26 protein-coding genes and 1 pseudogene are annotated in these 23,744 nt (G+C 43.4%); 11 read left to right on the forward strand and 16 right to left on the reverse strand.

What is annotated here, in order from left to right; all coding sequences use genetic code 11:
- Positions 1-434: 434 nt before the first annotated feature.
- Complete coding sequence (locus tag F6K64_RS33155) at positions 435-1,865, forward strand: sugar transferase (RefSeq protein WP_008189982.1); 1,431 nt, start codon at positions 435-437, stop codon at positions 1,863-1,865.
- Positions 1,866-2,455: 590 nt separating this feature from the next.
- Positions 2,456-3,418 carry a hormogonium polysaccharide biosynthesis glycosyltransferase HpsE gene (hpsE, locus tag F6K64_RS33160; protein ID WP_287267600.1) on the forward strand — a complete coding sequence of 321 codons (963 nt, stop codon included), beginning with the start codon at positions 2,456-2,458 and terminating at the stop codon, positions 3,416-3,418.
- Between the two features lie 80 nt (positions 3,419-3,498).
- On the opposite strand, the gene F6K64_RS33165 is transcribed toward hpsE, so the two are convergent.
- A complete protein-coding gene (locus tag F6K64_RS33165; RefSeq protein WP_131826866.1) occupies positions 3,499-3,711 on the reverse strand; it encodes a hypothetical protein in 213 nt (70 codons plus the stop codon).
- 4 nt (positions 3,712-3,715) lie between these two features.
- The gene (locus F6K64_RS33170) at positions 3,716-4,063 is read right to left on the reverse strand and encodes a hypothetical protein (RefSeq protein ID WP_131826867.1); all 348 of its coding nucleotides are present in this window, start codon (positions 4,061-4,063) and stop codon (positions 3,716-3,718) included.
- 210 nt (positions 4,064-4,273) lie between these two features.
- Here F6K64_RS33170 and F6K64_RS33175 point away from each other — a divergent pair, with 210 nt between their 5' ends.
- On the forward strand, positions 4,274-5,629 hold the full coding sequence (locus F6K64_RS33175; RefSeq protein WP_287267601.1) for a DUF3370 domain-containing protein: 1,356 nt from the start codon (positions 4,274-4,276) through the stop codon (positions 5,627-5,629).
- Between the two features lie 83 nt (positions 5,630-5,712).
- Here F6K64_RS33175 and F6K64_RS33180 read toward each other — a convergent pair whose 3' ends face one another.
- Positions 5,713-5,874 (reverse strand): hypothetical protein, encoded by a 162-nt coding sequence (locus F6K64_RS33180; RefSeq protein ID WP_154659952.1) that lies wholly within the window; start codon positions 5,872-5,874, stop codon positions 5,713-5,715.
- 147 nt (positions 5,875-6,021) lie between these two features.
- Here F6K64_RS33180 and F6K64_RS33185 point away from each other — a divergent pair, with 147 nt between their 5' ends.
- Complete coding sequence (locus tag F6K64_RS33185) at positions 6,022-6,444, forward strand: response regulator (RefSeq protein ID WP_008189993.1); 423 nt, start codon at positions 6,022-6,024, stop codon at positions 6,442-6,444.
- A 140-nt stretch (positions 6,445-6,584) separates the two neighbouring features.
- Here the strand turns inward: F6K64_RS33185 and F6K64_RS33190 are convergent, their stop codons facing one another.
- Entirely contained in the window at positions 6,585-6,755 is a 171-nt protein-coding gene (locus tag F6K64_RS33190; protein WP_165691818.1) for a hypothetical protein, read from the reverse strand.
- Between the two features lie 319 nt (positions 6,756-7,074).
- Between F6K64_RS33190 and F6K64_RS33195 the strand changes: the two genes are divergently transcribed.
- Positions 7,075-7,638, forward strand: coding sequence for a DUF2854 domain-containing protein (locus tag F6K64_RS33195; protein WP_008189999.1), 564 nt, complete (start codon positions 7,075-7,077; stop codon positions 7,636-7,638).
- Positions 7,639-7,785: 147 nt separating this feature from the next.
- Here the strand turns inward: F6K64_RS33195 and F6K64_RS33200 are convergent, their stop codons facing one another.
- Positions 7,786-8,037, reverse strand: coding sequence for a CRR7 family NDH-1 assembly protein (locus F6K64_RS33200; RefSeq protein WP_044495296.1), 252 nt, complete (start codon positions 8,035-8,037; stop codon positions 7,786-7,788).
- A 133-nt stretch (positions 8,038-8,170) separates the two neighbouring features.
- On the opposite strand from F6K64_RS33200, the gene F6K64_RS33205 reads away from it, so the two are divergent.
- Positions 8,171-9,601, forward strand: coding sequence for a protein adenylyltransferase SelO (locus F6K64_RS33205; protein ID WP_008190002.1), 1,431 nt, complete (start codon positions 8,171-8,173; stop codon positions 9,599-9,601).
- A gap of 82 nt (positions 9,602-9,683) precedes the next feature.
- Here F6K64_RS33205 and F6K64_RS33210 read toward each other — a convergent pair whose 3' ends face one another.
- Together F6K64_RS33210 and F6K64_RS33215 are read right to left on the reverse strand one after the other, a co-directional pair.
- On the reverse strand, positions 9,684-10,214 hold the full coding sequence (locus F6K64_RS33210; protein ID WP_008190004.1) for an anti-sigma factor family protein: 531 nt from the start codon (positions 10,212-10,214) through the stop codon (positions 9,684-9,686).
- 207 nt (positions 10,215-10,421) lie between these two features.
- On the reverse strand, positions 10,422-11,075 hold the full coding sequence (locus tag F6K64_RS33215) for a sigma-70 family RNA polymerase sigma factor (RefSeq protein WP_044495298.1): 654 nt from the start codon (positions 11,073-11,075) through the stop codon (positions 10,422-10,424).
- A 185-nt stretch (positions 11,076-11,260) separates the two neighbouring features.
- Between F6K64_RS33215 and F6K64_RS33220 the strand changes: the two genes are divergently transcribed.
- On the forward strand, positions 11,261-11,986 hold the full coding sequence (locus F6K64_RS33220) for a L,D-transpeptidase (RefSeq protein ID WP_008190009.1): 726 nt from the start codon (positions 11,261-11,263) through the stop codon (positions 11,984-11,986).
- A gap of 63 nt (positions 11,987-12,049) precedes the next feature.
- Here F6K64_RS33220 and F6K64_RS33225 read toward each other — a convergent pair whose 3' ends face one another.
- Together F6K64_RS33225 and F6K64_RS33230 are read right to left on the reverse strand one after the other, a co-directional pair.
- Positions 12,050-12,619: a late competence development ComFB family protein gene (locus tag F6K64_RS33225; protein WP_008190011.1), complete on the reverse strand. Its 570-nt coding sequence runs from the start codon at positions 12,617-12,619 to the stop codon at positions 12,050-12,052.
- 730 nt (positions 12,620-13,349) lie between these two features.
- A complete protein-coding gene (locus tag F6K64_RS33230) occupies positions 13,350-14,294 on the reverse strand; it encodes a M23 family metallopeptidase (protein WP_008190014.1) in 945 nt (314 codons plus the stop codon).
- A 339-nt stretch (positions 14,295-14,633) separates the two neighbouring features.
- Here F6K64_RS33230 and F6K64_RS33235 point away from each other — a divergent pair, with 339 nt between their 5' ends.
- On the forward strand, positions 14,634-15,563 hold the full coding sequence (locus F6K64_RS33235) for a hypothetical protein (protein WP_287267602.1): 930 nt from the start codon (positions 14,634-14,636) through the stop codon (positions 15,561-15,563).
- Positions 15,564-15,935: 372 nt separating this feature from the next.
- Here the strand turns inward: F6K64_RS33235 and F6K64_RS33240 are convergent, their stop codons facing one another.
- On the reverse strand, positions 15,936-16,157 hold the full coding sequence (locus tag F6K64_RS33240) for an Hfq-related RNA-binding protein (RefSeq protein WP_008190019.1): 222 nt from the start codon (positions 16,155-16,157) through the stop codon (positions 15,936-15,938).
- A gap of 202 nt (positions 16,158-16,359) precedes the next feature.
- On the opposite strand from F6K64_RS33240, the gene dapF reads away from it, so the two are divergent.
- Complete coding sequence (dapF, locus tag F6K64_RS33245; RefSeq protein ID WP_287254109.1) at positions 16,360-17,211, forward strand: diaminopimelate epimerase; 852 nt, start codon at positions 16,360-16,362, stop codon at positions 17,209-17,211.
- Between the two features lie 22 nt (positions 17,212-17,233).
- On the opposite strand, the gene F6K64_RS33250 is transcribed toward dapF, so the two are convergent.
- Positions 17,234-18,607 carry a UDP-N-acetylmuramoyl-tripeptide--D-alanyl-D-alanine ligase gene (locus F6K64_RS33250; RefSeq protein ID WP_287267603.1) on the reverse strand — a complete coding sequence of 458 codons (1,374 nt, stop codon included), beginning with the start codon at positions 18,605-18,607 and terminating at the stop codon, positions 17,234-17,236.
- A 332-nt stretch (positions 18,608-18,939) separates the two neighbouring features.
- Between F6K64_RS33250 and F6K64_RS33255 the strand changes: the two genes are divergently transcribed.
- On the forward strand, positions 18,940-20,226 hold the full coding sequence (locus F6K64_RS33255; RefSeq protein WP_008190025.1) for a Sll1247 family protein: 1,287 nt from the start codon (positions 18,940-18,942) through the stop codon (positions 20,224-20,226).
- A 112-nt stretch (positions 20,227-20,338) separates the two neighbouring features.
- On the opposite strand, the gene pth is transcribed toward F6K64_RS33255, so the two are convergent.
- The 3 genes from pth to F6K64_RS33270 form a co-directional block, all read right to left on the reverse strand.
- Entirely contained in the window at positions 20,339-20,983 is a 645-nt protein-coding gene (gene pth / locus F6K64_RS33260) for an aminoacyl-tRNA hydrolase (protein WP_287267605.1), read from the reverse strand.
- Between the two features lie 2 nt (positions 20,984-20,985).
- On the reverse strand, positions 20,986-21,126 hold the full coding sequence (locus tag F6K64_RS33265; RefSeq protein ID WP_287267606.1) for a hypothetical protein: 141 nt from the start codon (positions 21,124-21,126) through the stop codon (positions 20,986-20,988).
- A gap of 69 nt (positions 21,127-21,195) precedes the next feature.
- On the reverse strand, positions 21,196-21,420 hold the full coding sequence (locus F6K64_RS33270; protein ID WP_070391159.1) for a DUF2811 domain-containing protein: 225 nt from the start codon (positions 21,418-21,420) through the stop codon (positions 21,196-21,198).
- Positions 21,421-22,082: 662 nt separating this feature from the next.
- On the opposite strand from F6K64_RS33270, the gene F6K64_RS33275 reads away from it, so the two are divergent.
- Positions 22,083-22,235: a hypothetical protein gene (locus F6K64_RS33275; protein ID WP_154659953.1), complete on the forward strand. Its 153-nt coding sequence runs from the start codon at positions 22,083-22,085 to the stop codon at positions 22,233-22,235.
- 26 nt (positions 22,236-22,261) lie between these two features.
- Here the strand turns inward: F6K64_RS33275 and F6K64_RS33280 are convergent.
- Together F6K64_RS33280 and F6K64_RS38575 are read right to left on the reverse strand one after the other, a co-directional pair.
- Positions 22,262-22,975, reverse strand: a pseudogene (locus tag F6K64_RS33280) (cryptochrome/photolyase family protein); the annotation flags it as partial.
- Complete coding sequence (locus F6K64_RS38575) at positions 22,960-23,157, reverse strand: cryptochrome/photolyase family protein (protein WP_008190035.1); 198 nt, start codon at positions 23,155-23,157, stop codon at positions 22,960-22,962. The gene F6K64_RS38575 and the pseudogene F6K64_RS33280, both read right to left, overlap by 16 nt.
- Positions 23,158-23,744: the final 587 nt, after the last annotated feature.

The raw sequence follows: 23,744 nt of genomic DNA on the forward strand, positions 1-23,744 counted from the left end.
TATTTATTTGTATAGATAATCGTTGATATTTTTATTTTTGCGGTTATCGCTGGTTCCTCGCAAAAAATCTCTGTATTGAATCAAAAAAATGGCCGATTTGCTTAAATTGATGGATAAGGGTCATACAGCGGTTTGCAATTCAATTAGGTACAAAATTATGGTTTTTTAGGGAGCAGGGAGCAGGGAGCAGGGAGCAGGGAGCAGGGAGCAGGGAGCAGCTAAGAGGGAAGAGGGAAAACAATCCTGTGTACCTGATAGTTATGCAAACCGCCGTAGTTAAAATTTATTTAGTGTTTTTTTATTAAATTATAATAATATGTTCTAAGAATTAGCATTTTTTTATAAGTATTAAATCCAAGTAGTTAGCATTAAATACCATTGAGTATTATTTATAATAATTTGGTTTTCATCGGATATTAATTAATGGAGTTGTCATGGAACTGCCCTTAACTGAAACCTATAGATTTGATATACGTGATCCTGTTTTTGCCAAACTTCGTCGCAATACCTATGCTGTATGGCTTCGCATCGTTACATTAGTTGTCACTGATGTATTCATGCTATTGATGGCATGCTTAATTGCCGTTAATTTTGGTAATCACATAAATAATGATTGGGGAATAGTCAATCAAGCAATACTAGTTTATGTAGTCATACCCTGGGAAATTTTATTGCTTGCTTTACAAGACCTTTATAATTCTGGTAACAAACGCCGTGACTACTTAGCTCTAGCCCAGACAATCACTTTTTCCCAGATTAGTCTACTCGTTATTGCTTGCCTGTATCAGCCCGATCAATTTGTGATTCAACCAATTTATAGTTTGTTGTGGCTATTAAGCCTCGCTCTTGTCTGCATCGGACGCTTAGGAATAGATTTTATTCTGAAACGGCTTCGCAAAAAAGGTTTACTTCGCTATCCAACCCTGATAATCTGTTCACCAGATCAACAACAAAAAGCAATTCAACTACTGGGGAACGAAGATTGTTATGGCATTATTAAATTCTTCGATGTTAATTTGTTAGATAAATCGAACATATCCGATTTTATTAAAGAAATTAGTGCTCTAGAGGTAGCCGAAGTCTTTGTTTGCTCTTGGAACAAGGTAAAAGATTATATGTTCTTTTACTGGAGTCTCAGAAACGCAGGTATAACCTTGCGAATTTTGTGTACAGAATTAGGACCTATTTACCAAAACTTGGAGATGTCTAGTATTGCTAGTGTACCTACCATACGGTTTTCTCCCCCTCTAATTACTGGTATTGACTTTTGGGCAAAAAGATGTTTTGATTTTGTGCTTTCTGTATTAGTAATGATTGTGCTTTTGCCACTGTTTGTTAGTATTTCCGTTTTAGTCAAGCTTGATTCGCCAGGACCGATATTTTACAAACAGGAAAGAGTGGGGTTACATAATAAACGATTTAAGGCTTGGAAATTTCGCAGTATGTTTGTGGATGCTGACCAACGCCTCAAAGATCTAGAAGCTCGTAATGAAATGAAAGATGGTGTTCTCTTTAAGATAAAAGATGATCCACGGATTACTAAAGTAGGAAAATTCATCCGCCGCTATAGCCTAGATGAACTTCCCCAATTATTTAACGTTCTCTTTGGAGAAATGAGTTTAGTTGGTCCTAGGCCCTTGCCAATCAGAGATGTCAATAAATTCTCTGAACAACACTTTATACGTCATGCAGTTTTACCGGGAATAACCGGACTTTGGCAAGTGTCGGGTCGTTCCGATATTACTTCTTTTGAAGAAGTGGTACGTCTAGATACTTTTTACATGGAAAATTGGTCACTATGGCTAGATTTGAAGATTTTAGTAAAAACTGCCATAGTGCTTTTACAAAAAAAAGGTGCTTACTAGTAACCTGAGTTCGAGATAACTAACTTTATCCAGGATTCAGGAGCTTCGAGTCAAGAGTCATACCGAGTTGCATTCAAAGATAGTAGATTGGTTGGATAGGGAGATAGGGAGATAGGGAGATAGGGAGATTGGGAAATTGGGAGATTGGGAGAAGAGAAAGTTGTACGTTTGACCGCAACTTGGTGTCAGAATAAATTATTTCTCAGTTAATTGGCAATTAAATCATAGTTTTATGCCATAAAATTATGTAGTCTGTCTTGATGCAGTCCCTACTCCCTACTCCCTGCTCCCTGCTCCCTGCTCCCTTTGCTATAGCATTTATCAATAGATACTTCGTACAGGCATAAACTGAACTTTTGGGTTAGCTGTTGAAGGTAAGCTCCTTCGCTGGAGGGGCTGAGGGGCTGATAGCTGTTTGCGGAAAGCAAACCCAAGGGCGCGCGTAGCGTGTAAGCTTTCCGCTTAAAGTATCGGTTAAATTGCCTAAACCAATAACAATTTATATCCTCAGAGAGAGATAATGTTGCTTAACACTTGGGAATATTCTCAATAATTAGTTAGGGTTATTTTTCTACATTCAGAAAAAAACTATGGTTATTAAGTTAACTGTTGCCATCCCCACATACAACGGTCAGAACCGTCTACCAGAAGTCTTAGACCGACTGCGAGACTGTTGCCAGCAAGACCAACTCAGCTGGGAAGTTATTGTTATTGACAACAACAGCACTGACGGCACCGCTAAGCTTGTTCACGCTTATCAAGCCAATTGGCCAAGGCAATATCCGTTGAGGTATTGTTTTGAAGCGAAACAAGGGGCAGCTTATGCCAGATGCCGTGCCATTCAGGAAGCCAGAGGTGAACTAGTGGGTTTCCTAGACGATGACACGATTCCATCAATGTCTTGGATAGCTGCTGCTTACGCCTTTGGCAAATCTCACCCTACTTCTGGTGCTTATGGTAGTCAAATCCATGGTGTTTTTGAAGTCACTCCTCCGCCAAATTTTGATAAACTTGCGCCATTTTTAGCAATCACTGAACGTGGCTGTGAGCCATTACTTTATGAACCGCACAAAAAATTACTACCACCTTCAGCTGGGTTGGTTGTGCGAAAACAAGCTTGGTTAGAGAGTATGCCCTCTCGGCCTATTTTGACTGGGCGCACTAAGAGCAGTATGTTAACTGGGGAAGATTTAGAGATGTTGTCTCGTATCCAAGCTAAGGGCTGGGAAATCTGGTACAATCCTGCTATGGAAATTGAGCACAAAATCCCTAGCTGGCGTCTGAGACGTGAGTATTTAATTCCATTTTTCCGTGGGATTGGTTTAAGTCGTCATGTGACCCGGATGTTGAGTGTAAAACCTTGGCTAAGACCATTGGCAACTGTGGCTTATATGACCAACGATTTGCGCAAAATTACCTTTCACTGGCTCAAGCATGGTGGTTCTATCCAGTCTGATTTAATTGCAGCTTGCCAAATGGAGTTGTTTATTAGTAGTCTATGGAGTCCTTTTTACCTCCTTAAACATGGGTATTTGGCTGACTATGATAACTAGTTCAAATAACTAGTTCAAATAACTAGTTCAAATAACTAGTTCAAAAGGATTAACAGGGGGAATAAACTGGAAGAGGGAAGTCATAAATTGGTCATAAATTGGTCATAAATTGTGATATAATACCACAAATAGGCAATACCTAAAAATGCGATTATCGCGGCTGTCGCTGCTACGCGATGAAGCGTTCGCGTAGCGTGGCCAAAGGCCTCAGCTTCCGCTAAGAGCGAACGCGAAGCGGTTCGTTGTTCCGTTCGCGTTTTGATGCTCACGTGGGATTTTCTTGAAATACTCACTGGTTTAAGCCGATTGTCTACTTTTGACTAGCTCTGATAACTGATTTGAGTAGCGAGGGTGGAGCAACCCCAGTACCTCCTGTTTCTTGTAAGTGAGAGTCAAAGCATCCATAATCCCTTCCAGCCATCCTTGCCGATTTCTAAACAGCCAACGCTGTAGTTCTTTTAGGGGCATTCCAGCAACCGCCTCAGTGGGCAAAGCAGTTAGAATTTCCAGAGGGACAATAAAACCAAGAGACACTTCCCCATAGGTAACCATAGCTAATTCAGTTCCTGACTGCCAGCGTGTGCGATCAGAACGTGCCTTGGTGGAAAGTTGGGCAAGGGAAACTTGGTGGTAAAGAAAAGTCATAGTTATAGATTCAATATATTCCCATGCCATACTGGAAAATTCCAGCTGACATCACTAAAACTCAGAATTCCCAGTTAGCCAACACCTGTGACTAAAAACCTGTAACTAACAGAGTTTCTGAACTTAGCAGATGGCACCCTGATCCAAATCTTTGCCTGTTCGCGTCTTTATGGTTTAACCACTTTTGGTTTAACTAAAACCCCTAAATCCATGCTGCCATTTTTACTAAATTTCACCCTGGCTCAAGCCACCCCAGTACCAACACCTCAAGTAGAAATCGTGCAACTCCAAGAAATACGCCCTCTACCAGGACAACTAGATAATGTACCCGTATTCAACAGCAACAGTCCCGAACTAGTACAGACTGAAGGAATTTTACTGTCCACATTTCCCCCTTCTGACAAAGCCAACCCAGGGGCTCACTTAAACTTTCCATTTCAGGGGCGCTTTGATATCTTTGCCCACCATGTTGCTAAAGCAGCCACCCGAGACGATTTGCGCACCCTCTATCTGGGGATTATCCTCCACAATCCAGGCAAAGAACCAGTAACAGTAGATATTATTGAGGCAGCTAGTTACCTGAGTCAGCCTGATGCACCATTTATCGAATTGCCCTCCCAAGTAGATAATTCTGCCGGTAGAGTTTATGCTGGGCCTGGTAGCCGAGTGATGAGTGATATCCTGCGTGGAGGTAGGCAAGACGGATTTCCTGCCCAATTGGTGATTCAGGCTCAGCAAAGTCGCATGTTGCTGAATCTCCCAATTCCAGTGCGAACCTTGACACCACCTATTAATGGTCGCTCAACTTTGATGCGGTTATACAGTGATGGAAAGGTATACGCCGCTAGTCTTGCCCAGTATGCACCTTTAGATACTGATGGGAATGAACGCTCTCCTACTATAGCTCAATGGCAGCATTTATTAGAGCAAGGGGAGTTAGCTGGACCACGCGATCGCGCCCCGAGTGATCCAATTGCTACTACTGGTTCAATTATCTACGGTCGAGTGGCAGGAGTAGCCCGAGGCTCTAGATGGCAAGCTCAGTTAGTGGATAATCCTACTGCTCAATCTCTAACTATTCCGCAACCGGGAAAAGCCTTTTCCTACGGACTGAGTACCCTCCATCATGGCAGGTTAGGTACTGGTCAAATTCAGAGTGCGCCGATGTTAGTCCGTTATCCAGATACCGCCTATTTTGCCCATGGTAATTATGGGGTGCAATACAGCCTGACCTTGCCACTGATTAATCCCACCGGGGATACTCAAACGGTCACCCTGGCTATTGAGACACCGATTAAACAAGATCAAATCCAGGGAGGATTAAGGTTTTTAAAGGCTCCAGCTAAGCAAATATTTTTCCGGGGGACAGTGCAATTGAGCTATAAGGATGATCAAGGTTTACCTCGGACGCGCTATGTGCATTTGGTACAACGGCGTGGTGAGCAGGGGGATACCCTAGTTAGGTTGCAGATGCCACCCCTTGACCAGCGGCTGGTGCAAGTCGATTTTCTCTATCCCCCAGACTCGACACCCCCCCAAGTTTTAACTGTTCGGACACAGGATTAATAACAATCTCCCCATCTCCCCATCTCCCGCTTCTGACGACTCCCGACTCCCGATTCCCAGGGAGTGCGCTTACAGTCGTCGAATTAAATTCGCCACGGGTCGCACCGCTCCCGACTCCCGACTTCCGACTCCCGACTTCCGACTCCCGACTCCCGACTCCCGACTCCCGACTCCCGACTCCCGACTCTTGACCCAAATGTAAAAAACCTACCCCTGTCAGGGTGGCAAGGTTGGGAGTATGTCACATCAGGTTCTACGTATCAATGTAAATTGGTATTGTCGTCAATGTAATAAATTCATGAAATGATGAGTTGATTATCTCGAAAGGTAGATAAAATTTTACAATCTAACTTATTAGACTGAAAAAGTCAAACAATGATCAGCGTCTTCCTATGTTGTCCTGTGAGCATCCTGCCTTGCGAGTTCTAGTAGTTGACGACCATGAATTAACTCGATATAGCCTTCATTTAGCATTTTCGGCTCAGGAGAATATTGAGATAGTTGCTCTTGCTAGTAACGGGAAAGAAGCCATTGATATGGTAGAGTGCCATCACCCGGATGTGATTGTACTTGATCTACAAATGCCTATGATGGATGGTCTAAGTGCAGCCACCCGGATCAAAAGCCTAGAGCCAGACACTAAAATCATTGCCTACTCTTCAGTAGAAGACCCCCAAATTGAAGTGATGAGCCAAACTGCTCCCGTTGATATCTTTTGTAGGAAAGATGTTGCCACTTCAGATCTAATTAATTTAGTTAGGAAAATGGGCAGCAGTAAACTTAACCATCTAGAACCACTAGCTAAAATCAGCTGAGAAACGAAAACTAGAATAACGCGCTGCTAAACTAAGGAATTATGCAATTATTATAGTGGGCTGATTTCCCTATTACCTAATTACCTTCAATTATTCCATTAATCAGCAACGCCAATTGTTTGAGGCATCAGTTAGCCTTTTTATTCCGGGAAAGTACGCTTAAATTCATCGATTAGGTCATCGAGTTCTTCTAGGGCTTGATTAACATCAATTCGGAGGGTTCCCAAATCTGGTTGCTCCAGAAGCCGTAGCAAGGATTCCCGTTTACTGGTGATTAAGGTAATTCGCTCCTTAATTTTTTCCAATTCCATTTTTGGCTGTCTCTTGTCTACAACAATTTTATAATAACGATCAAATTTTCCCATAAAAAGGGGAATAAAGTATGTCAGAGAAAGACTGGGTGCATTTATTACTTCATTCTGACTTAGCCAGAGTCTGGAATATCGGTTAAGTCAGAATGAAGTATTGGGTCAATTTGATGATCTGTCAATGGGGTATAGGGGAAATAGGGGGGATAGGAGTGGAGGAATTTTACTTTAACCCATATATCGGTCATTTTGTCAACTTCTATGACTTGACCAGCGCTCTAGGATAATAAAACTGGAGTTATTTCTGTTACATAGCTAAATAATGTTACCCCGAACTTCCCTAGGAACTTTAGGTCTAGTCATTGGTGGATTACTGACCGTAATCGGCTTTGTTGCCTACGCCACCGATAATGCTACAGTGAATCTAGTGGGATTCTTTTACGGAATTCCAATTCTACTAGGAGGTCTTGCCCTCAAAGCTGCGGAGTTAAAGCCTGTAGAATTAAGCCAACCAACAATTCCTGAAGTCCTGACGCTGCGAGAGGAAACCGCCACCCCAATCCAAAATCAAATTCGCAAAGACGTAACGCGATATCGTTATGGTCAAGAAGCCCATCTAGATAGTTCCTTGGAAAGCCTGGGTTTATCTCCTACTGATGAAGAAAGACCTGTGTTGATGGGTTTACGAGAAACTTCGGTGGATGGTGCTTATGCCTTAATTCTCGAATTTGACTCCCCACTAATTCCTTTTGAGACTTGGCTCAAAAAGCAGGAAAAACTGGAAAAATTCTTTGGACCTGGTATTAAAGTAGATTTAACCCAACTTGAAGAAGACCAGGTGGATGTAGCACTAGTGGCAATGCCCGAAGAAAGCACCAGCGTGTAAAGACCTTACCTTTAAAGCTCCCCGCTGTTACCTAGACGGGGATTCTGATTTCAAACAGTCGGTCATATACCAACCCGTCACGCTGAGCGCCGAGTTCTTGCCTAGACATCGGCGCTCAGCGCTCCTGTTCTGTTGCCGGTATAGTTTCTACAGGCGGACTACATACCACTGTAAATACTCTCCAGGTCCTACATCTAATTCACAGCTGGTCTCCATCAAATACTGTCCTTGCTCCTCCAAAGAGGTCAAATGCTGCAAATCCCTGGGCAAATCATCCTGACGATTTGCCAAGATTGCCATTAACTTTGACTTTAACTCCATTGGAGTCAGAATCACCTCTGGTTGATTCGTTTCGAGAACTACATACCCATCTTCCTGGAACATTATAGAATTAGGCATATCTTAGATCAAATCTGCTTTCTTCCTTCGTTAACAATCTTAGATGGTTTATCATTCTTTGGGTCTTTGTGGTGAATAAAAAAACTATTCCTTTGCCAACCTATTCCCTAAGAGCTAAGAAGCCCTGATCGATATGTTCCTTTCTCTCAACTACGAGCCAGCTTTAGAATCCCTGGGATATGACTATTTTGACGAAGTAGCAGCAGCAGAATTTCCCAGGCATATCCTGCGGTTTCGTAACGACCAATTGCTACCCCGTATTGGGTTAAATCCCCAAGACACTAACGACCAAGACTTTATCCAAGCTTTCGGTAAATTTCAGGGAGTTCGACCCTTTTTAGCCCTGCGCTACCACGGCTATCAATTTGGTGAATATAACCCTAGACTAGGGGATGGCAGAGGTTTTCTCTATGGTCAAGTAAGAGGTATCGATGGGGAACTTTACGACTTCGGTACCAAAGGCTCTGGCACCACACCCTACTCCCGAACTGCCGATGGTAGACTGACCCTCAAAGGAGGGGTGCGGGAAGTACTTGCAGCTGAAGCGTTGCACAATCTTGGCGTTTTGACCTCCCGTTGTCTGAGCCTGATTGAAACTGGTGAGCAACTGTGGCGGGGTGATGAACCCTCTCCAACTCGCTCATCAGTGATAGTACGTTTTAGCCGTTCCCATATCCGGTTTGGTACCTTTGAGCGACTGCATTACTTTAAGCGTCCGGATTTAATCAAAAAGCTATTAGACCATGTGATTGAGCAGTACTACCCAGCCATCATCCCCCTCAGGGAGGATAAGAAACAAGAGCAGTATGCTCAGTTTTACGCCGAGTTGGTGGAACGAGTGGCTCGATTGGCAGCCCAGTGGATGGCAGCGGGTTTTTGTCACGGTGTCTTAAATACCGACAATATGTCGATTACTGGAGAAAGTTTTGATTATGGACCTTATGCCTTTATCCCCACCTATGACCCTAAGTTTACCGCTGCTTACTTTGACTATTACAGGCGCTATAGTTACGGCAATCAGCCTGGAATTTGTCAGTTAAATTTAGAAATGCTTCAGCAACCGTTAGGGATGGTAATCCCAACATCGGAGATGGAAGCAGGTTTAGCCGAGTTTGGGAAACATTATTACCGCAATTATCGGCACTTGATGCTGAATAAACTGGGATTTGAACAGTTGCCAGAATCGGAAGAGTCAGAGTTATTGAGGTTAACGATTCAGTTCCTGCAAGATACTCAGGTGGGTTATCACGCTTTCTTTGCTGAATTAGCCCAACAGTTTGATAAGAGTTGGCGAGATGATGTTAGTAAGATAATGAGCCGAGAATCCTTTTGGGAGTCAGATGCTAAGTATTCCTCCCTAGCAGATTGGCGCAATTTCTACCACCACCTTTTACAAAATTTATCAGTTGATCAGCTCAAGGATATGTCAGCACTTTTGCGAGATAAGAATCCGCAAACTGCTTTACTTAGACCTGTGATTGAGGCAGTTTGGGAGCCAATTACTCAGGAAGATAATTGGGAGCCGTTTTATGAGTTGATCAGCAAACTACAAGCTAAACACTGAAATAGTAAAAACTGAAATAGCGATTAGTTCCAAGCCGAGGCAAGAACCATTTATCCCATTTATTTATCCCATTTAAGTTAATTTAATTCAAATTAGGATTATTGACATTTCCCTTAAGTTCTGGTATAATCCCAGCCGGTCTAGGAGATGACACTGGAGCTTTAGGTATCTCAAGCAGCGGTCGATTCACAGCAATCCTGAGGGGTTCTGTTTGCTCCGCTATCTTTAGCTCTGGTGACGAGCCATTAGGCACAATCATCGAAACTGCACCGACAAACATGGCAGCAAGGGTGGCACCACCCCAAACAAATTTTCGGCGATTCCGGCGGCGGTCAATTTTTGAGAAAACTTGCTGTGCCAGTTCTTGAGCTGGTTGCTCTGTTGGTGGGACGGGCATGGTTCGGAATGCCTGACGTAGCATCACCAGTCGATTGTATAATCGTTTGGCATCTGGGTCAGTTGCCAATAGCTGCTGGACTTCAGAGCGCTCTGCTGATGTTACTTCCCCATCAACGTAAGCACTGATTAATTGAAAGCTATCGCGTTTGAGGGAATCCATATCTTTGGCAGATTCCTGCCCATAATTGTTATCAGGGTTAAATTTAGAGGTCATTTTCTCATCACCAACGAGTCATCGTAAACTCCCCACACTAGATCTCCGATATTTTTTATTTTAAGGGAATAACCAATAAAGGAAATCCGGCGCTTTAGATAAAGATCTGATTAAGCTTGTCTTGTTAAATCCGGCGCTTTAGATAAAGATCTGACTCACGCAAGCCTTGTAAAAATTTGATATATTATTAAGTAACTATACTGATGTTTAGGAATCTAGATAAGCTTGCAGGTGAGATTGCAATCTCGCTCTTGCTCTAGCGATTCTAGACTTAACGGTTCCGAGAGAAGCGCCAGTAATTTCAGCAATTTCTTCATAAGCCATACCTTCGATTTCCCTAAGGATAATGGTAGTACGAAACACTTCTGGCAACTCTGATATTGCCTTGTGCAGTTGCTCATAAAACTCTCTGGTCGTCATATCTTCTTCTGGACCAGGCTCTGCTGAAGCAATTTCCCAATCCATATCGCCATCATCCATATGACGTGGTGCATCCAGAGACAGGGGGTGGGCTACCCGCTTGCGTTTGCGGAGCTCATCATAGAACAGATTGGTGGCAATACGGCTTAACCAACCTTTGAACTTGACTGGTTCATTAAGTCGTTTAATATTACGGTAAACCCTAATCCAGACCTCTTGGGCTAAATCGGAGCGATCTTGCCAGTCTGGTGCTAAGTGATACAAAATCTTGTCCACGTGGGACTGATACCGACGTAGTAGCTCAGCAAAGGCTGTGCGGTCAGGACTCATACCTTCCTGACAGCGTAAAACCAAATCATAGTTAGAGAGTTTCTCAGGTTGCACCGGCACTTGAGGAAGCTTTACCTCTGTTGACCAGGATAGAGAAATTGGTTGGCTCATGATTGGAATAGCTTTTAAAACTTTCTTCCTCTCATTGACTCCCAACTTCTGCGATTGGTTCCCGTTCATCGAGCACTAGTCTATCTTACATTTTCACGCTCGTAGTGGACTGAGCCAGTAAACAGCTAATTAACTATTAAATTAACTAGTCATTACCTATTAATTAACTATTAATTAAATTAATTATGGCCATAATCCACTCAATTAACACCAGCTTAATGATCTTTTGCTTTGGGTCAGCAGGATTGTTAATCTCAGCTAAACTACCACAGCTTAAGCTGAAGCAACTTACACCTGAAATTAGCCAGGTCTTGCCAGCAACCTCTCGGTTGACCATAGCAGGACTCAGTACAGATAAGACGTTGACAAAAACCTCTTCAGTATACCCAGAACTGGAACCGTTGTCATCCGAAAAGACAGCCTCAGATCTGGTAGAACCTCAGGTAACGCCAAAGAGACTGAAATCAAAAATTCCCAAGGTTTTACCAGCCACCTCTTATTTTACTGACGCAATTGCTGCTATTACTTACCAGGTAGTTGTGGATTTGAGTGATACTACGGTTTACTTGTACTGGGGAGAACAATTGCTCCAGAGCCACCCAGTTGCTATTGGTAAACCAGGTTGGGATACACCCACTGGCAGTTTCAAAATTATTCGCAAACAACCCAACCCTATTTGGAAAGAACCGATTACTGGTGAACTCATACCTCCTGGACCTGATAATCCTTTAGGAGAAAGGTGGATTGGTTTTTGGTCTGACGGGCACCATCAAATCGGGCTTCATGGCACTGATGAAGAAGAGCTAATCGGCAAAGCGGTTTCCCACGGCTGCTTACGGATGCTCAACCAGGATATTAAACAGTTGTATGAGCAGGTCAGTCTAGGAACACCAGTCATTGTCAGGAATTAAACATTTCAGTTGTAAAAATTATACTTTAAAATGTTTTTTTAAACATCACATGTTAACAATGACTCAACGTAATCCATGTAATCCATTTGAGCGCTGAGGCTTTGGCTCAAAGCCTGGTGCACAGCCCTCTAACATGTTACTAATCTGTCCCATCAGATCTTTGCTGGTTTGTTTGCGGATTGCTTGGCGATCAGCGCCAAAATGAGGTCGCTCTAGGTATTTGGCTATGGCATCCTTGACTTGATGGTTAATTAAATCCATTAGGTCTTGCTTTGCTCTTTTACGCTGGTATTGAGCACCTTTCTCGGTAGTAGCATAGAGAGGGGGCAGTCTATTGAGGGCATAGGCAGCAATATCTCCTACCTCCAGAAAGCGATCGCTCTTGTCTTCTATCTTGGTAACTTGATCAATTGCTTCGCTTAATACCAACTCTTCCATGACATTGATAAACTGCTTGCGAGCAACTGTAACCACTTCACCAGATAGAAGCGCCCCCATCAGTTTGTCTAATGCCATATATTCTTCAATGGAGAGTTCCGAAGCTGTGTCACAAAGGCGACCGACCTCACTCTCCATCAGGGGAGTTAAGTACCCATCTTTCAAGGCTTTTTCTATAATTTGCTCAATTCTCATGAGTAGATTGAATAGCTATTGGTTTAATGGTTAAAATAATTAATAGTATAATCTAGGAATTTAGCTTCGTCTTGATCTGATTAAGCTGATCCCGATAGATGAATCTGGGGAATTTCGTGAAGGGAAGTGAGTGGTTAGTGGAATTTCCTAGTAAAATCAAAAAAAGAGTAGGAGTAAGTGAGGCATAGGGCTTTAGCCCATGACTAACTGCAAACACGAGGAATTTATTGAGTAATGGTAAATAACGACTAAGTCCTAAAGGAAGGACAAGTTAACAGCTAACTAATTGGGAAAGGGCAAGAGGAAAGAAAATTGTTCGCTCTTGCCGGTTACCTTTAACCTTTAACCTTTACCCTTGATGTTTAGATTTATCTATGATATCAAATGTGCTGGCTTAGTTATAGTATAGGTGATCCAGGTGACATACTCCCGACGCTGACAAGCGCGGTACAGCGCGGGCTTCTTACCAACACCATCCAACGATTCGGTTACACGGGTTACTTTATTAACGACACGGGATGCCCCTCCGCGCCGGAACAATACAACTCGTTCTATGTTTAGCTAGTAGGTGGCGGTTAGCTCTTAATTTGTTTTCCCTACTGTCCCTAGTATAGCCCATTGGCATTTCGACGTTCCGACCCTTGCCCCGCGCTTCCCATACGACACTTACCCAATGAAGGTAAAGTGCGGGGCTTCTCGCGGTTTAGCTAAGTGATGGGCTGGCGGAAAGTCAATTTACACCTTCCCATCTCCAGGGTACTGGGTCAACCGACTGACCGTGAACATAGAGACCCCAATGTAGATGAGGACCAGTGGAAGCACCTGTAGAACCAATGCTACCAATGACCTGGCCAGCTTGAACGAAATCCCCCTCTTTAACTTTAATTTGGCTCAAGTGCAGCATAATACTGAGTACCCCTTGACCATGGTTAATCCCTACGGTGTTACCATGAACCCGGAAACCTTGAGACTCTCGTCCTACTAGTGCTATTCGTCCTGCTGCTGGTGCTACTACTGGTGAACCGAAGCCACCGGCATAGTCAACACCACGATGGTAGTAGTTGTTAGCAAAGACACCGTTGTAGTAGCGACGAATACCGAAAACGCTGGAGACACGAGCATTGTTGGGTCTATAGAACTTACCATTCCAGAATTTTTCTGGTGTCACTAATTTTTTAAACTGGGCAACCCGATTTAATTCAAATTGGGTTGCTGGGGCAGAGGCTTTGCCAGACAGCCAGATGCGTTGGACAGGGAAAGAGCGATTCTTAAGTGGTACAGCTATGTTGTTGACTTTACCATCACCAGCCACCCGCAAAACCAATTTTCCTGGTTTATCTAATGGTGTAGTGGGTACTAAAGCTCGATAACGATTTGTCCCTGTTGCAAAGGTAGGATAGGTCTTTTGACCCATAGAAACGCTCGGTGGTGAACCGACTGTTTCGGTTTGAATTACCACTGACAAAGTATCGCCTAACTGGGGATTGTCTGGTTGAACTTGTACCTGTAAAGCTTGCACTGGTTGGCACAGGGCTACAAAACCCGATGCCAGGGCTATTGCTGTCGTTTTAATCAGACCTTTTGCAAGGTGCTTTGCACTCAGAAGTGGGGTGGGACTAGAAGGAGAATAGTGCTCTAGCCCTGATAGTGAGCCATGAGAGGATAGTGATTTCACTGACTTATACAAATTAGACTAAGATTTTTACTCTTTAGCTACTAGGGCATAGACTATCATTTAGCCCAGTGTGTTTCCAATTCCATCTAGTTTGCAGATGAACGGGACCGGGAATCTTGAGCCAGGTGCCATCATAAAAGGACATCTAACTAAGGTCGATAGTCTATCACACTAACGGTTAGGCTAATTCGGTCGATGGATGCTCTATATCAATCAATACCAAACTATGAAATAGTTTTTTTAAGGGTAACTCACGATTGCCAAACTAAGTCGAGGTTTAAATTAATGGACAGTTGGATCATCAAGCTCCATGATTTCATTGGTGAAATCCCATTCCTGGTGATTTCTTTAATTACAGCCGTAACATTTTGCTTTTGGTTAATTCCCTACACCACTGACTTGATGGTGAGCTGTGCAGCGGGTCTTGCTGGTGACTATTTAGGGCGCGAGCAACGCACCTTGGTGATTAACTCAAGTACCAATAATCCTGAGTTACTTTTAATGCTTGTCTCACTGGGATTAGGTAGGCTAGGAGGGATAGCTACCCCACTAGGCTCCAATTTTGCCAACATTTATCTTATGTTTATTGTTGCTCCATTATTTGTTTTAGTTAAGTGGTTTTTTAAGAGGGATTTCAATAATATCTTAAGTCTACTTACTCTAATTAATAGTGAAAAAAAGTTGGTTGTTTGGCATTCAATCATGTCTTTAACTATGTTTGGATTTGCCAGTGTAGCCTATTGGTGCCTAACGGGAGGGTTTCAGTTTAATTATTTATCAGAAGACATCCCATTGAGAACATGGCACTGGTTATTAATCGGAGTGTTTATCTGTATAATTGGGATCGGTATATTTGTGTATTTTGAAAATAACTTGAAAACTAAGCGCCCAGGATTATTTGAAGATATAACTGAGGAAGATTTTGAGTCAAGTTGGTGGAAGTTTATTTTAGGTACTATATCACTGACGGTATTATGTTATATTTTAAATGCCTTATTTTTGGCGTATACGGAACTCTATAGTTCAGTATTAAGTCAGTGGTTGGGCTCAGCAGTTTTTGTGGGATTACATTATTTTATTGGTAGTCTGATCTCTTCTTTACCAGAAGCTAATGTAGCAATAAAAAACTATGAACGTCTAACTTCACCGGATCTCAATACAGCCCTAGCATCAGCAAGTCAATCAAATATGACTAATCTTGCCCTGGGATGCTTGGGCTGTATTATTGCAACTATATTGTTACTGACTGGACTAAGCTATAAGTTGTAAATCAAAAATAAAGTACGAAGTATGAATGTAGAATGCAGAATTTAGAATGTAGAATTAAGAAGGCAGAATTAAGAAGGTAGAATGGTGAAGGCAGAAGGCAGAAGGCAGAAGGCAGAAGGCAGAAGGCAGAAGGTAGAAGGCAGAAGGCAGAAGGCAGAAGGCAGAAGGTAGAAGCCAGAAGTCTAAATTCTAAATTCTAAATTCTAAATTCTAAATTCTAAATTCTAAATTCTAAATTCTAAAAGGTTGAAGGGTAATGCTTGGTTGTGGATCAAGTTTTTAGTTAACCTTGATCCACCAATAAACCCATTTCAGCCTACCCTAAACCGAAGGCTATCCGGCGAACAGTCTTGAGCCTTGAGCCTTGAGCCTTCAGCCTTCAGCTGCCTCTGGCTTTAGATAAGCGATCGCATGATGAGGGATCATGATGGTCTGCTGATCTTGAGTGATCAGACACAGGCAGTTTTGATCTTGCCAGCACAACTTCCCCCTGAAGGAATCCCCAGTGAGAAGTTTTAGCTCTAGGAGTTGTTGGTCTTTGATATAGCCTTGAATTTGACTAATACTGGGCAAGCCGGTATCGAATTGGGCCATAATCACAAAAAATCGTGGGATGTTTGGGAACCCTACCAATCATAACCAATCATACTTGGCCAGGAGGGTTTTTGGGATTTTGGGCAGCATAATCAGAAAAAGTATTTTAATCAGTCGGTAGCTAAATCGACGAAAATTCGCGAAACTTAAACAAAAGGCTGCAAAAGAATTACCATTGCGCCAGAGCAGATGAATCAGGAGGTTGACTATGGAGTTTACAAAGTACCATGGACTGGGGAATGACTTTATTCTGATTGATAATCGGGATGACCCAAAACCCAGAATAACCTCAGAGCAAGCGCTACAGCTATGCGTGCGCAATTTTGGAATCGGTGCAGATGGTGTGATTTTTGCCCTGCCTGGACAAGAGGGTACTGACTATACGATGCGGATTTTCAACTCTGATGGTTCTGAACCAGAGATGTGTGGTAATGGGATTCGCTGTTTAGCAAAGTTTCTGGCTGATTTAGAGGGGGCTAATCACAAAACACACTATCGGATCCATACCCTGGCTGGGGTGATCATTCCTGAACTCAAGGACGATGGTAAAGTCAGGGTGGATATGGGCATGCCCCAGCTTAGTGCAGCTCAAATTCCGACTGTTTTGGCAGAGGCTGACCAAAAGGTAATCAATACCCCGATCGAAATAGCTGACAAATTATGGGAGGTTACCTGTGTCAGTATGGGTAATCCTCACTGTATCACCTTTGTGGAGGATGCGGATGCCATACCTCTGGAAACTATTGGTCCGCTGTTTGAGCATCACTCAGTTTTCCCCCAACGAACCAATACAGAATTTATCCAAGTGGTGCGCCCTGATTATCTCAAGATGCGGGTTTGGGAGCGGGGTGCTGGGGCAACTCTCGCCTGTGGCACGGGGGCTTGTGCTTCTGTGGTAGCTGGTGTGTTAACTCAGAAAAGCGATCGCATTTGTACCGTGGAGCTTCCTGGTGGTTGTCTCGACATTGAATGGTCCGAAACCGACCAGCGAGTTTACATGACTGGGCCAGCTGAGCAAGTTTTCAGCGGTAAACTATCGCCAATCTGGGGATAAGTCCAGATTTGTTGGCTCTGTATCAATCTTGCTTGGAAAATCCTGCTTTAAACTGCTTGACTACCTGATCGAGACCAACGGAATGGGAGGCTTTAAACAATAGACGATCTCCAGGTTGGACAAACTCCAGTAGATGTTCCACTAGAGGATTAGAGTCACAGAAAGACTCAACTGGCACCGAAGTAACACCGGTTGCGATCGCTTCTGCTTCTGGCTCACTTTCATCCACCAAAATCCGCAAGCCATCTAGATTGAGTTGCTCAACCTTTTGACCGACTTGCTGATGAAGTTCACCGGATTTGGTTCCCAATTCCTTCATCGCCCCAAGTACTGCTATATGTCGTTTCCCAGGAGTCTGAGCCAGCATTTCGAGAGCAGCTACCATAGATTCAACTCCAGCATTGTAGGTTTCATCAAGAATCACTACATCGTTAGGTAACTCATAACGCTGGGATCGCCCTGGGGGTAGCTCAACGTTTAAACCATTCCTGAGGGTTTCCCAATCCACCCCCAATAATTTCCCAATGGCTAGGGCCGCGAGATAGTTCAGGGCATTGTGGCGACCTGGGAGGGGGATGGGAAACTCCATGCCCTCTACTTTCAGGATTTCCGGTGCAATCAACTGTCCTTGGACATCACCACCCTCTAAACCATAGGTTAAGGTTTGCCCTTGCCAAACCTGAGCTGCGGTGTCAATTAGGCGTTGATTGTCGTGATTGAGAACCGCGACACCGTTGTTGGACATATGGGCTAATAACTCACACTTGGCTTTTGCGATCGCTTCAGTAGAACCCAACAGACCAATATGAGCTGTACCCACATTAGTAATCACCCCTACCGTAGGGTTGGCGATCTCGGTCAATTCAGCAATCTGTCCTGAACCACGCATTGCCATCTCGATTACAGCATAGTCATGGTCTGGTGTCAACTCCAGCAAGGTTTTGGGTACACCGATTTCATTGTTGTAATTGGCCTGGGTTTTGAGTACAGTTCCTTTAGTAGACAAAACTGCTGCGATTAGCTCCTTAGTGGTAGTTTTGCCTACAGAACCAGTGACAGCAATCACCGGAATCTGAAACTGGTCACGCCACCACCGAGCAATTTGCTGGTAGGCTTTGAGAGTATTTTCTACCTGAATCAGGGGCAAACCTTCGATTTTGGTAACTTTAGTCGCCTCAGCAATGACCGTTAATGCCCCCTTCTCTACTGCCAGAGATGCATAATCATGACCATCAAACTTTTCACCCCGCAGTGCTAAAAATAGTTGACCCGGCTCCAGGTTACGGGTATCAGTGGTAATGCCAGTGAATGACTTTTCCAGGATTTTTTCTGGAATGCCTACTGTCTTGGCGGCGAGAATGTCAACTAATTTTCCTACAAGAAGCCGACACACCATAACCTTATTGTTCTCCCAGTGTCCTAATTGTGCTGTTTTCTCTAAACGCTCTATTTTCCAGGTAATTCAATAAATTTCACATTGTTTTTACTTAATTTTCACAATTTCCACTGATTGGCACAATTAGGTAAATACTAGATGAAGATATACTAATACTATAATAGCTCACCTAAAGTTTAGGTGATCATTAGAATATATCTACTGCCGTAGATATATTGTGATACCCCAAACTCTCTTTGTGTTAGCTAAGCCATTTAAAGTTGAATTTTCATCTTCTCAAGCCAACCACCATTGATGAGCCCTAGCTTTAGCACCTAGGAGAGCTACCTAAAGTGACCACCTGGAGAGACTCTAAAGAATCGGAAATTCGACATATTAGCTTGCAAGAGCAGCAAGTTTACAATCACTTACTCCAGTGGGTAAGGGTAGAATCACCCAAGCAATCAATTGAACGCTTCAAAAGGCTCTTCCTGGATGGAGTGGGATACGAAGATTTTGACATCTGGTTGGCCTTGGAAAAGATAGTAATGGATAAACGGGCTCGGACAGAGTTCCGATTTGTGATCAATCGCTGCTGCCATATTCTGATCAATCACTGGCATCTGAAACCAAACACCAGAAGAGCAGTCCAAGAATTGGTAGCTCTGTTTGATCATGTGCCGTCTCCAATGAGGGTTCACTCTCGGGCTCCTAGACGCCTGCGGGAACTAATGCAGCTGTTCAAAAGAACAGAGCAATATCTAACTTTGCAACGTCTATCCATAGTAATGAGTGATACACCTCTATACTCTAATGGTTCTAAGCGAGTGGCAAATTTGATTCAGCGGTATCCCTACTTATATGAACATTGCTTACTCAGTGAAGACAGCTCTCAGGAATATCAGCAAACTGTCCGGCAAGTTCAAGCTAGGGTTCAACGGCGCTTTGAGTGTGATTTATCTAAGTACGTAACCTATCAGGTGCGATGCGCCCATGTCATGCGAAATCGGCAGATCAGGACTCCAAGACGAATTATTCAACCAGTGTCAAATCCCACATTGCTGACCGAACGAGAGTTGGCGAGTGCTCTCAAGCAGTTTTTTGGCAAAGTGCAAGGGTCTTACACTTACCAAGATGTTGCTCGTAGCTTCCATACCCACAGTCAGCACACAGCCTGTTTCAAAGACTTCAAGGACGATTTATATGAATATTTGATTGCCTCGATTGACCCGGCCTATGGGAAGCAACAGTTTAACAAGCGGTTGTATAGTCATTTGCAAAACACCTTGTCTGAATGGGATTACCAAAGGCCAAATGAATTTATGGTGGTGCGCACCTGTAGTCAATTGTTAAATTTTTTGGTGGTGGAAAGCCCTCAGCGCCCCCATCACTATACATTTGTTGATTTGATTGGCAATATAGGAACCACCATTACCACTGGACTATTGCTCAAGATTGTATTGATCTGCCGTAAAGTCAAGCCCTATTTAGAAAAGCGATTTTCGATTTTGTTTAACCACTACGAGTCCCAAACCAGAAACAGCGTACCCTGGTTAGTCCCGTCTCTGGAAAACTTGAATATTGCCTTGAGTGTACACTTTGGCTCAGCTGATATCTCCTGCCTTAATCAGATTATGTAAGTTATTGCGTAGCGCTATAACTATAGCGTTTATCATACCTATGAGGTACACAGAATTTGTTACCACTTCCGACTTCCCTACTCCCTACTCCCTACTCCCTACTCCCTACTCCCTACTCCCTACTCCCTGTTCCCTTTGCTATAGTTGCTAGATTCCGATTATTGTAGAGACTCATTGCTTTTTCCACACCTTGCTTAAGAGACAGTTCAACCGCCTCAACTGCTAGTTGGACTACCTCAGACATTAACTCGGCTTCCTGGGGTGAAAATTTTCCTAGGACGTGGGAGATCGTGTCTGGCTTCTGACTGGATTTGCCGATGCCAATCCGCAGGCGAGGGAAGTTTTGCGTACCCAGATGGGCAATTGCGGATTTCATGCCATTGTGTCCTCCCGCTGAACCAGAAAGGCGCAGACGCAAACGCCCTACTGGTAAGTCCATATCATCATAAATGATCAGGACTGACTCAGGTTTTAGCTTGTACCAATCAGTCACCGCCCGAATTGCTTGTCCAGAGCGATTCATGTATGTCAGGGGCTTGAGCAAGCTTAGCTTATTTCCTTTTAGTCCAATTCCTTGACCAAACCATCCCTGAAACCGGCGATGTTCGCTTCCTGAAATCTGTAATCGACCTGCGATCGCATCGACCACTTCAAAACCGATATTGTGCCGCGTTTTATCGTACTTGGGTTCCGGATTACCTAAACCCACAATCAGTTTAGGAATTGTAATTTGTCCGGTTGTTTCGATAGTGCTCATGGTCAAAAATCGTTTGGGTAATGGGTAATGGGTAATGGGTTACCCATCACCTCAGCTTTATGATCTCGATGTTTCCGGACATCATAAACAGGGGAGTGGGGAGTAGGGGGAAGCCGTGCAGGCATGGGTGCTGAACTTGACACGTCATACTTTACACGTTATATTTCACACGTTATATTTCACACGTTATACCTTTCCCCATCCCGGATTAATTAAGCAGGATATTGAAAGAGGGATTCCAGATACACACGAGCACAAGCCCGATAACTCTGGGATGTTTCTGGGGTCTTACCAATACCATTTTGGAGCAAAAACAGAGAAAGTGCTGCTGCGAAGACCCGGTCTTGGTCCCAGCTAGGATGGGTTTCTAGGTAGCGCTTGAGAGACTCGTGCAGGTCTTCGGGGATTTCTGCCAGGATACTTACGGTTGCGTTCATATTCACCTCTTCATATAAAGGTATTTTTGGAAAAAGCCACCTGATTTCAAGCACTTCAGATAACTGCCTTGGCCAAAAGAAAGCCAAGACAAGCTAGCACCGAAGCACTGAATTTTGATGCCACCCTTGCTTTAGTTAAGAACTATCCCCAAATCGGCTAGGGTAGTCCGTGCTAACCGCTGCTACTGGGCGTAGGTTAGCTTAGAGCAAATTTTTTTATAGGTTGGTCGCACCATTTTCATCTGAAATGGGGTGGGTTTGTCAATGCTGCGAAATATTACAACTCTTGTTGAAATTCCGAAATGTATACGAAATAATCAGGGTTTGAGGCGCTTTTTTGTTACATAACTTTACATAAACTGCGGTCTTAACTGCTGCGGAATACTAAGTCGGGAAAATCCCCAGTAAAACTGGAATACCTAATGCCACCGTTGAAGCTTGTGGAAAACTATGGGAAAACTGTGGAAAAGCTTGAAGCTCTGTGTGGAAACAGTGGGGAATCTGTGGGGGAAAGTTGGGACAAACGATAAGAATTCTTACAGTTTCGTTGGCGGTGGAAAACTGGTGACCACAGATGGGGTCATTGTATATTGAAACACCTAATTAATTAGTTTACTTTGATTAACAAACTCTTAAGTTGACTCCTTAAGGAAAAAACAGCGATGCAGCGCGGTCTTGGGGAGGCAGCGCGGTCTTGGGGAGGCAGCGCGGTCTTGGGGGTTTCCCCCACTCGCTATTGCCGTGGTTCCCCCCACTCGCTATTGCCGTGGTTTCCCCCACTCGCTATTGCATCAAGACAAGGAAAAAAAATATAACCACTGACTAATTGCTTCTAACCTAATTATGTGATATTGTCAGATATATTGTATCTACGCCACCTAAAAGTTTCTTCACGGATTTGTTGTATGTCTTGATCAGAGATTTTGTTCAAGTGAGACAACACTAAACTCATGCGGCCTTGAGCCTTGAGTTGGTCACGGTGGCGGCAAAGAAAATCCCAGTAAAAGAAATTAAAGGGACAGGCTCCCTCCCCAGAGCGTTTCCGAGGATTGTAAGCACAACTGCTGCAGTAGTCGCTCATTTTATTGATGTAATTAGCTGATGCAGCGTAAGGTTTGGATGCTAGGATGCCGCCATCGGCAAACTGACCCATACCAATCACATTGGTTTGCATGACCCAATCATAGGCATCAATAAAGGCTCCATGAAACCATTCTTCAGGTGCGACCCGTGGCGAATTTAATTCGCCAACGGAAAGCGCACCTAAGATCGATTGAGGGGAAACTCCAACAATTAGAGCAAAATTGCTCAACACCATCAGTCGCTGAATGTGATGGGCGTAACCGGTTCGTTCAACCTGACTCAAAATTTGGAGTAAACAGTTCATGTCTGTTTTCTCGGCATGCCAGTAAAAGTCAGGTAGGGGCTGGGTGTGGTTGAACCAATTGCTTTGGGAGTAGTCAGGGTTCATATAGATATAAATGCCGTGCATATATTCCCGCCAACCCAGGACTTGACGAATAAATCCTTCTGTGCTGCTTAAGTCGAGTTGGTTTTAAAGTGGCCCATGGCTGACCAAATGAATACGAGTTTTTGGCGGTGGTAACGTCTTTGTTGGACGTAGCTTAGGGATTCAATCAGAATTACTGGCGTATTTTGATGGTTTTGTTGACAACTGTTTAGCGCTGATTGTTGAGTCCAAAGTTGATCCCCTAGTACCCAAATCCCGATAGTCATTATGGCTGATGCTTTTTACTGTCTTGATATCATACAATAACCTCAGGGATTTTTGTGTTGAGTTTTAGGAATTAGGGAATCGGGAATCGGGAATCGGGAATCGAGAATCGGGAATCGAGAATAGGAAATATAAAAAAAGTGGAAATTAGATTAATTTTCTCCACTTATTAATTAAAATTTATGGGTAAATTAATCAGAGATTATTAAAAATTATTTTTTTACGGCGGTTTGCATAACTATCAGGTACACAGGATTGTTTTCCCTCTTCCCTCTTCCCTACTCCCTGCTCCGAACGCGCCCCGCGTGGCCCACGGCCTCAGTCCCTGCTCCCTAAAAACCTAGAAATTTGTACCTAATTGAATTGCAAACTGCTGTATATGTTTTTTTAGAAAAATTATCAATCAAACAATAGTTATATAGAGCAGCTATAAATTGGTTTATAACTGCTCTACATATTATTTGGGTGCGGCTCTTTTAAAAGTACGGTAGACTAGATCTCAGTAAAACTGACAAATTAGTCAGAGTAATAGTTTGAGTCAATACCTCCTGGTGGGTGACCAGCTGAAAAAGTCAGCAGTAGTTCAGGA

Source organism: Moorena sp. SIO3A2, from assembly GCF_010672265.1.
GTDB classification, from domain to species: Bacteria; Cyanobacteriota; Cyanobacteriia; order Cyanobacteriales; family Coleofasciculaceae; genus Moorena; species Moorena producens.

Coding starts and splice junctions, on each gene's coding strand:
- F6K64_RS33155 (WP_008189982.1), top strand. CDS start 435: ATGGAACTGCCCTTAACTGAAACCTATAGATTTGATATACGTGATCCT.
- hpsE (WP_287267600.1), top strand. CDS start 2,456: ATGGTTATTAAGTTAACTGTTGCCATCCCCACATACAACGGTCAGAAC.
- F6K64_RS33170 (WP_131826867.1), bottom strand. CDS start 4,063: ATGACTTTTCTTTACCACCAAGTTTCCCTTGCCCAACTTTCCACCAAG.
- F6K64_RS33175 (WP_287267601.1), top strand. CDS start 4,274: ATGCTGCCATTTTTACTAAATTTCACCCTGGCTCAAGCCACCCCAGTA.
- F6K64_RS33185 (WP_008189993.1), top strand. CDS start 6,022: ATGTTGTCCTGTGAGCATCCTGCCTTGCGAGTTCTAGTAGTTGACGAC.
- F6K64_RS33190 (WP_165691818.1), bottom strand. CDS start 6,755: ATGGAATTGGAAAAAATTAAGGAGCGAATTACCTTAATCACCAGTAAA.
- F6K64_RS33195 (WP_008189999.1), top strand. CDS start 7,075: ATGTTACCCCGAACTTCCCTAGGAACTTTAGGTCTAGTCATTGGTGGA.
- F6K64_RS33200 (WP_044495296.1), bottom strand. CDS start 8,037: ATGCCTAATTCTATAATGTTCCAGGAAGATGGGTATGTAGTTCTCGAA.
- F6K64_RS33205 (WP_008190002.1), top strand. CDS start 8,171: ATGTTCCTTTCTCTCAACTACGAGCCAGCTTTAGAATCCCTGGGATAT.
- F6K64_RS33210 (WP_008190004.1), bottom strand. CDS start 10,214: ATGACCTCTAAATTTAACCCTGATAACAATTATGGGCAGGAATCTGCC.
- F6K64_RS33215 (WP_044495298.1), bottom strand. CDS start 11,075: ATGAGCCAACCAATTTCTCTATCCTGGTCAACAGAGGTAAAGCTTCCT.
- F6K64_RS33220 (WP_008190009.1), top strand. CDS start 11,261: ATGGCCATAATCCACTCAATTAACACCAGCTTAATGATCTTTTGCTTT.
- F6K64_RS33225 (WP_008190011.1), bottom strand. CDS start 12,619: ATGAGAATTGAGCAAATTATAGAAAAAGCCTTGAAAGATGGGTACTTA.
- F6K64_RS33240 (WP_008190019.1), bottom strand. CDS start 16,157: ATGGCCCAATTCGATACCGGCTTGCCCAGTATTAGTCAAATTCAAGGC.
- F6K64_RS33250 (WP_287267603.1), bottom strand. CDS start 18,607: ATGGTGTGTCGGCTTCTTGTAGGAAAATTAGTTGACATTCTCGCCGCC.
- pth (WP_287267605.1), bottom strand. CDS start 20,983: ATGAGCACTATCGAAACAACCGGACAAATTACAATTCCTAAACTGATT.
- F6K64_RS33270 (WP_070391159.1), bottom strand. CDS start 21,420: ATGAACGCAACCGTAAGTATCCTGGCAGAAATCCCCGAAGACCTGCAC.
- F6K64_RS33275 (WP_154659953.1), top strand. CDS start 22,083: ATGCAGCGCGGTCTTGGGGAGGCAGCGCGGTCTTGGGGAGGCAGCGCG.
- F6K64_RS38575 (WP_008190035.1), bottom strand. CDS start 23,157: ATGACTATCGGGATTTGGGTACTAGGGGATCAACTTTGGACTCAACAA.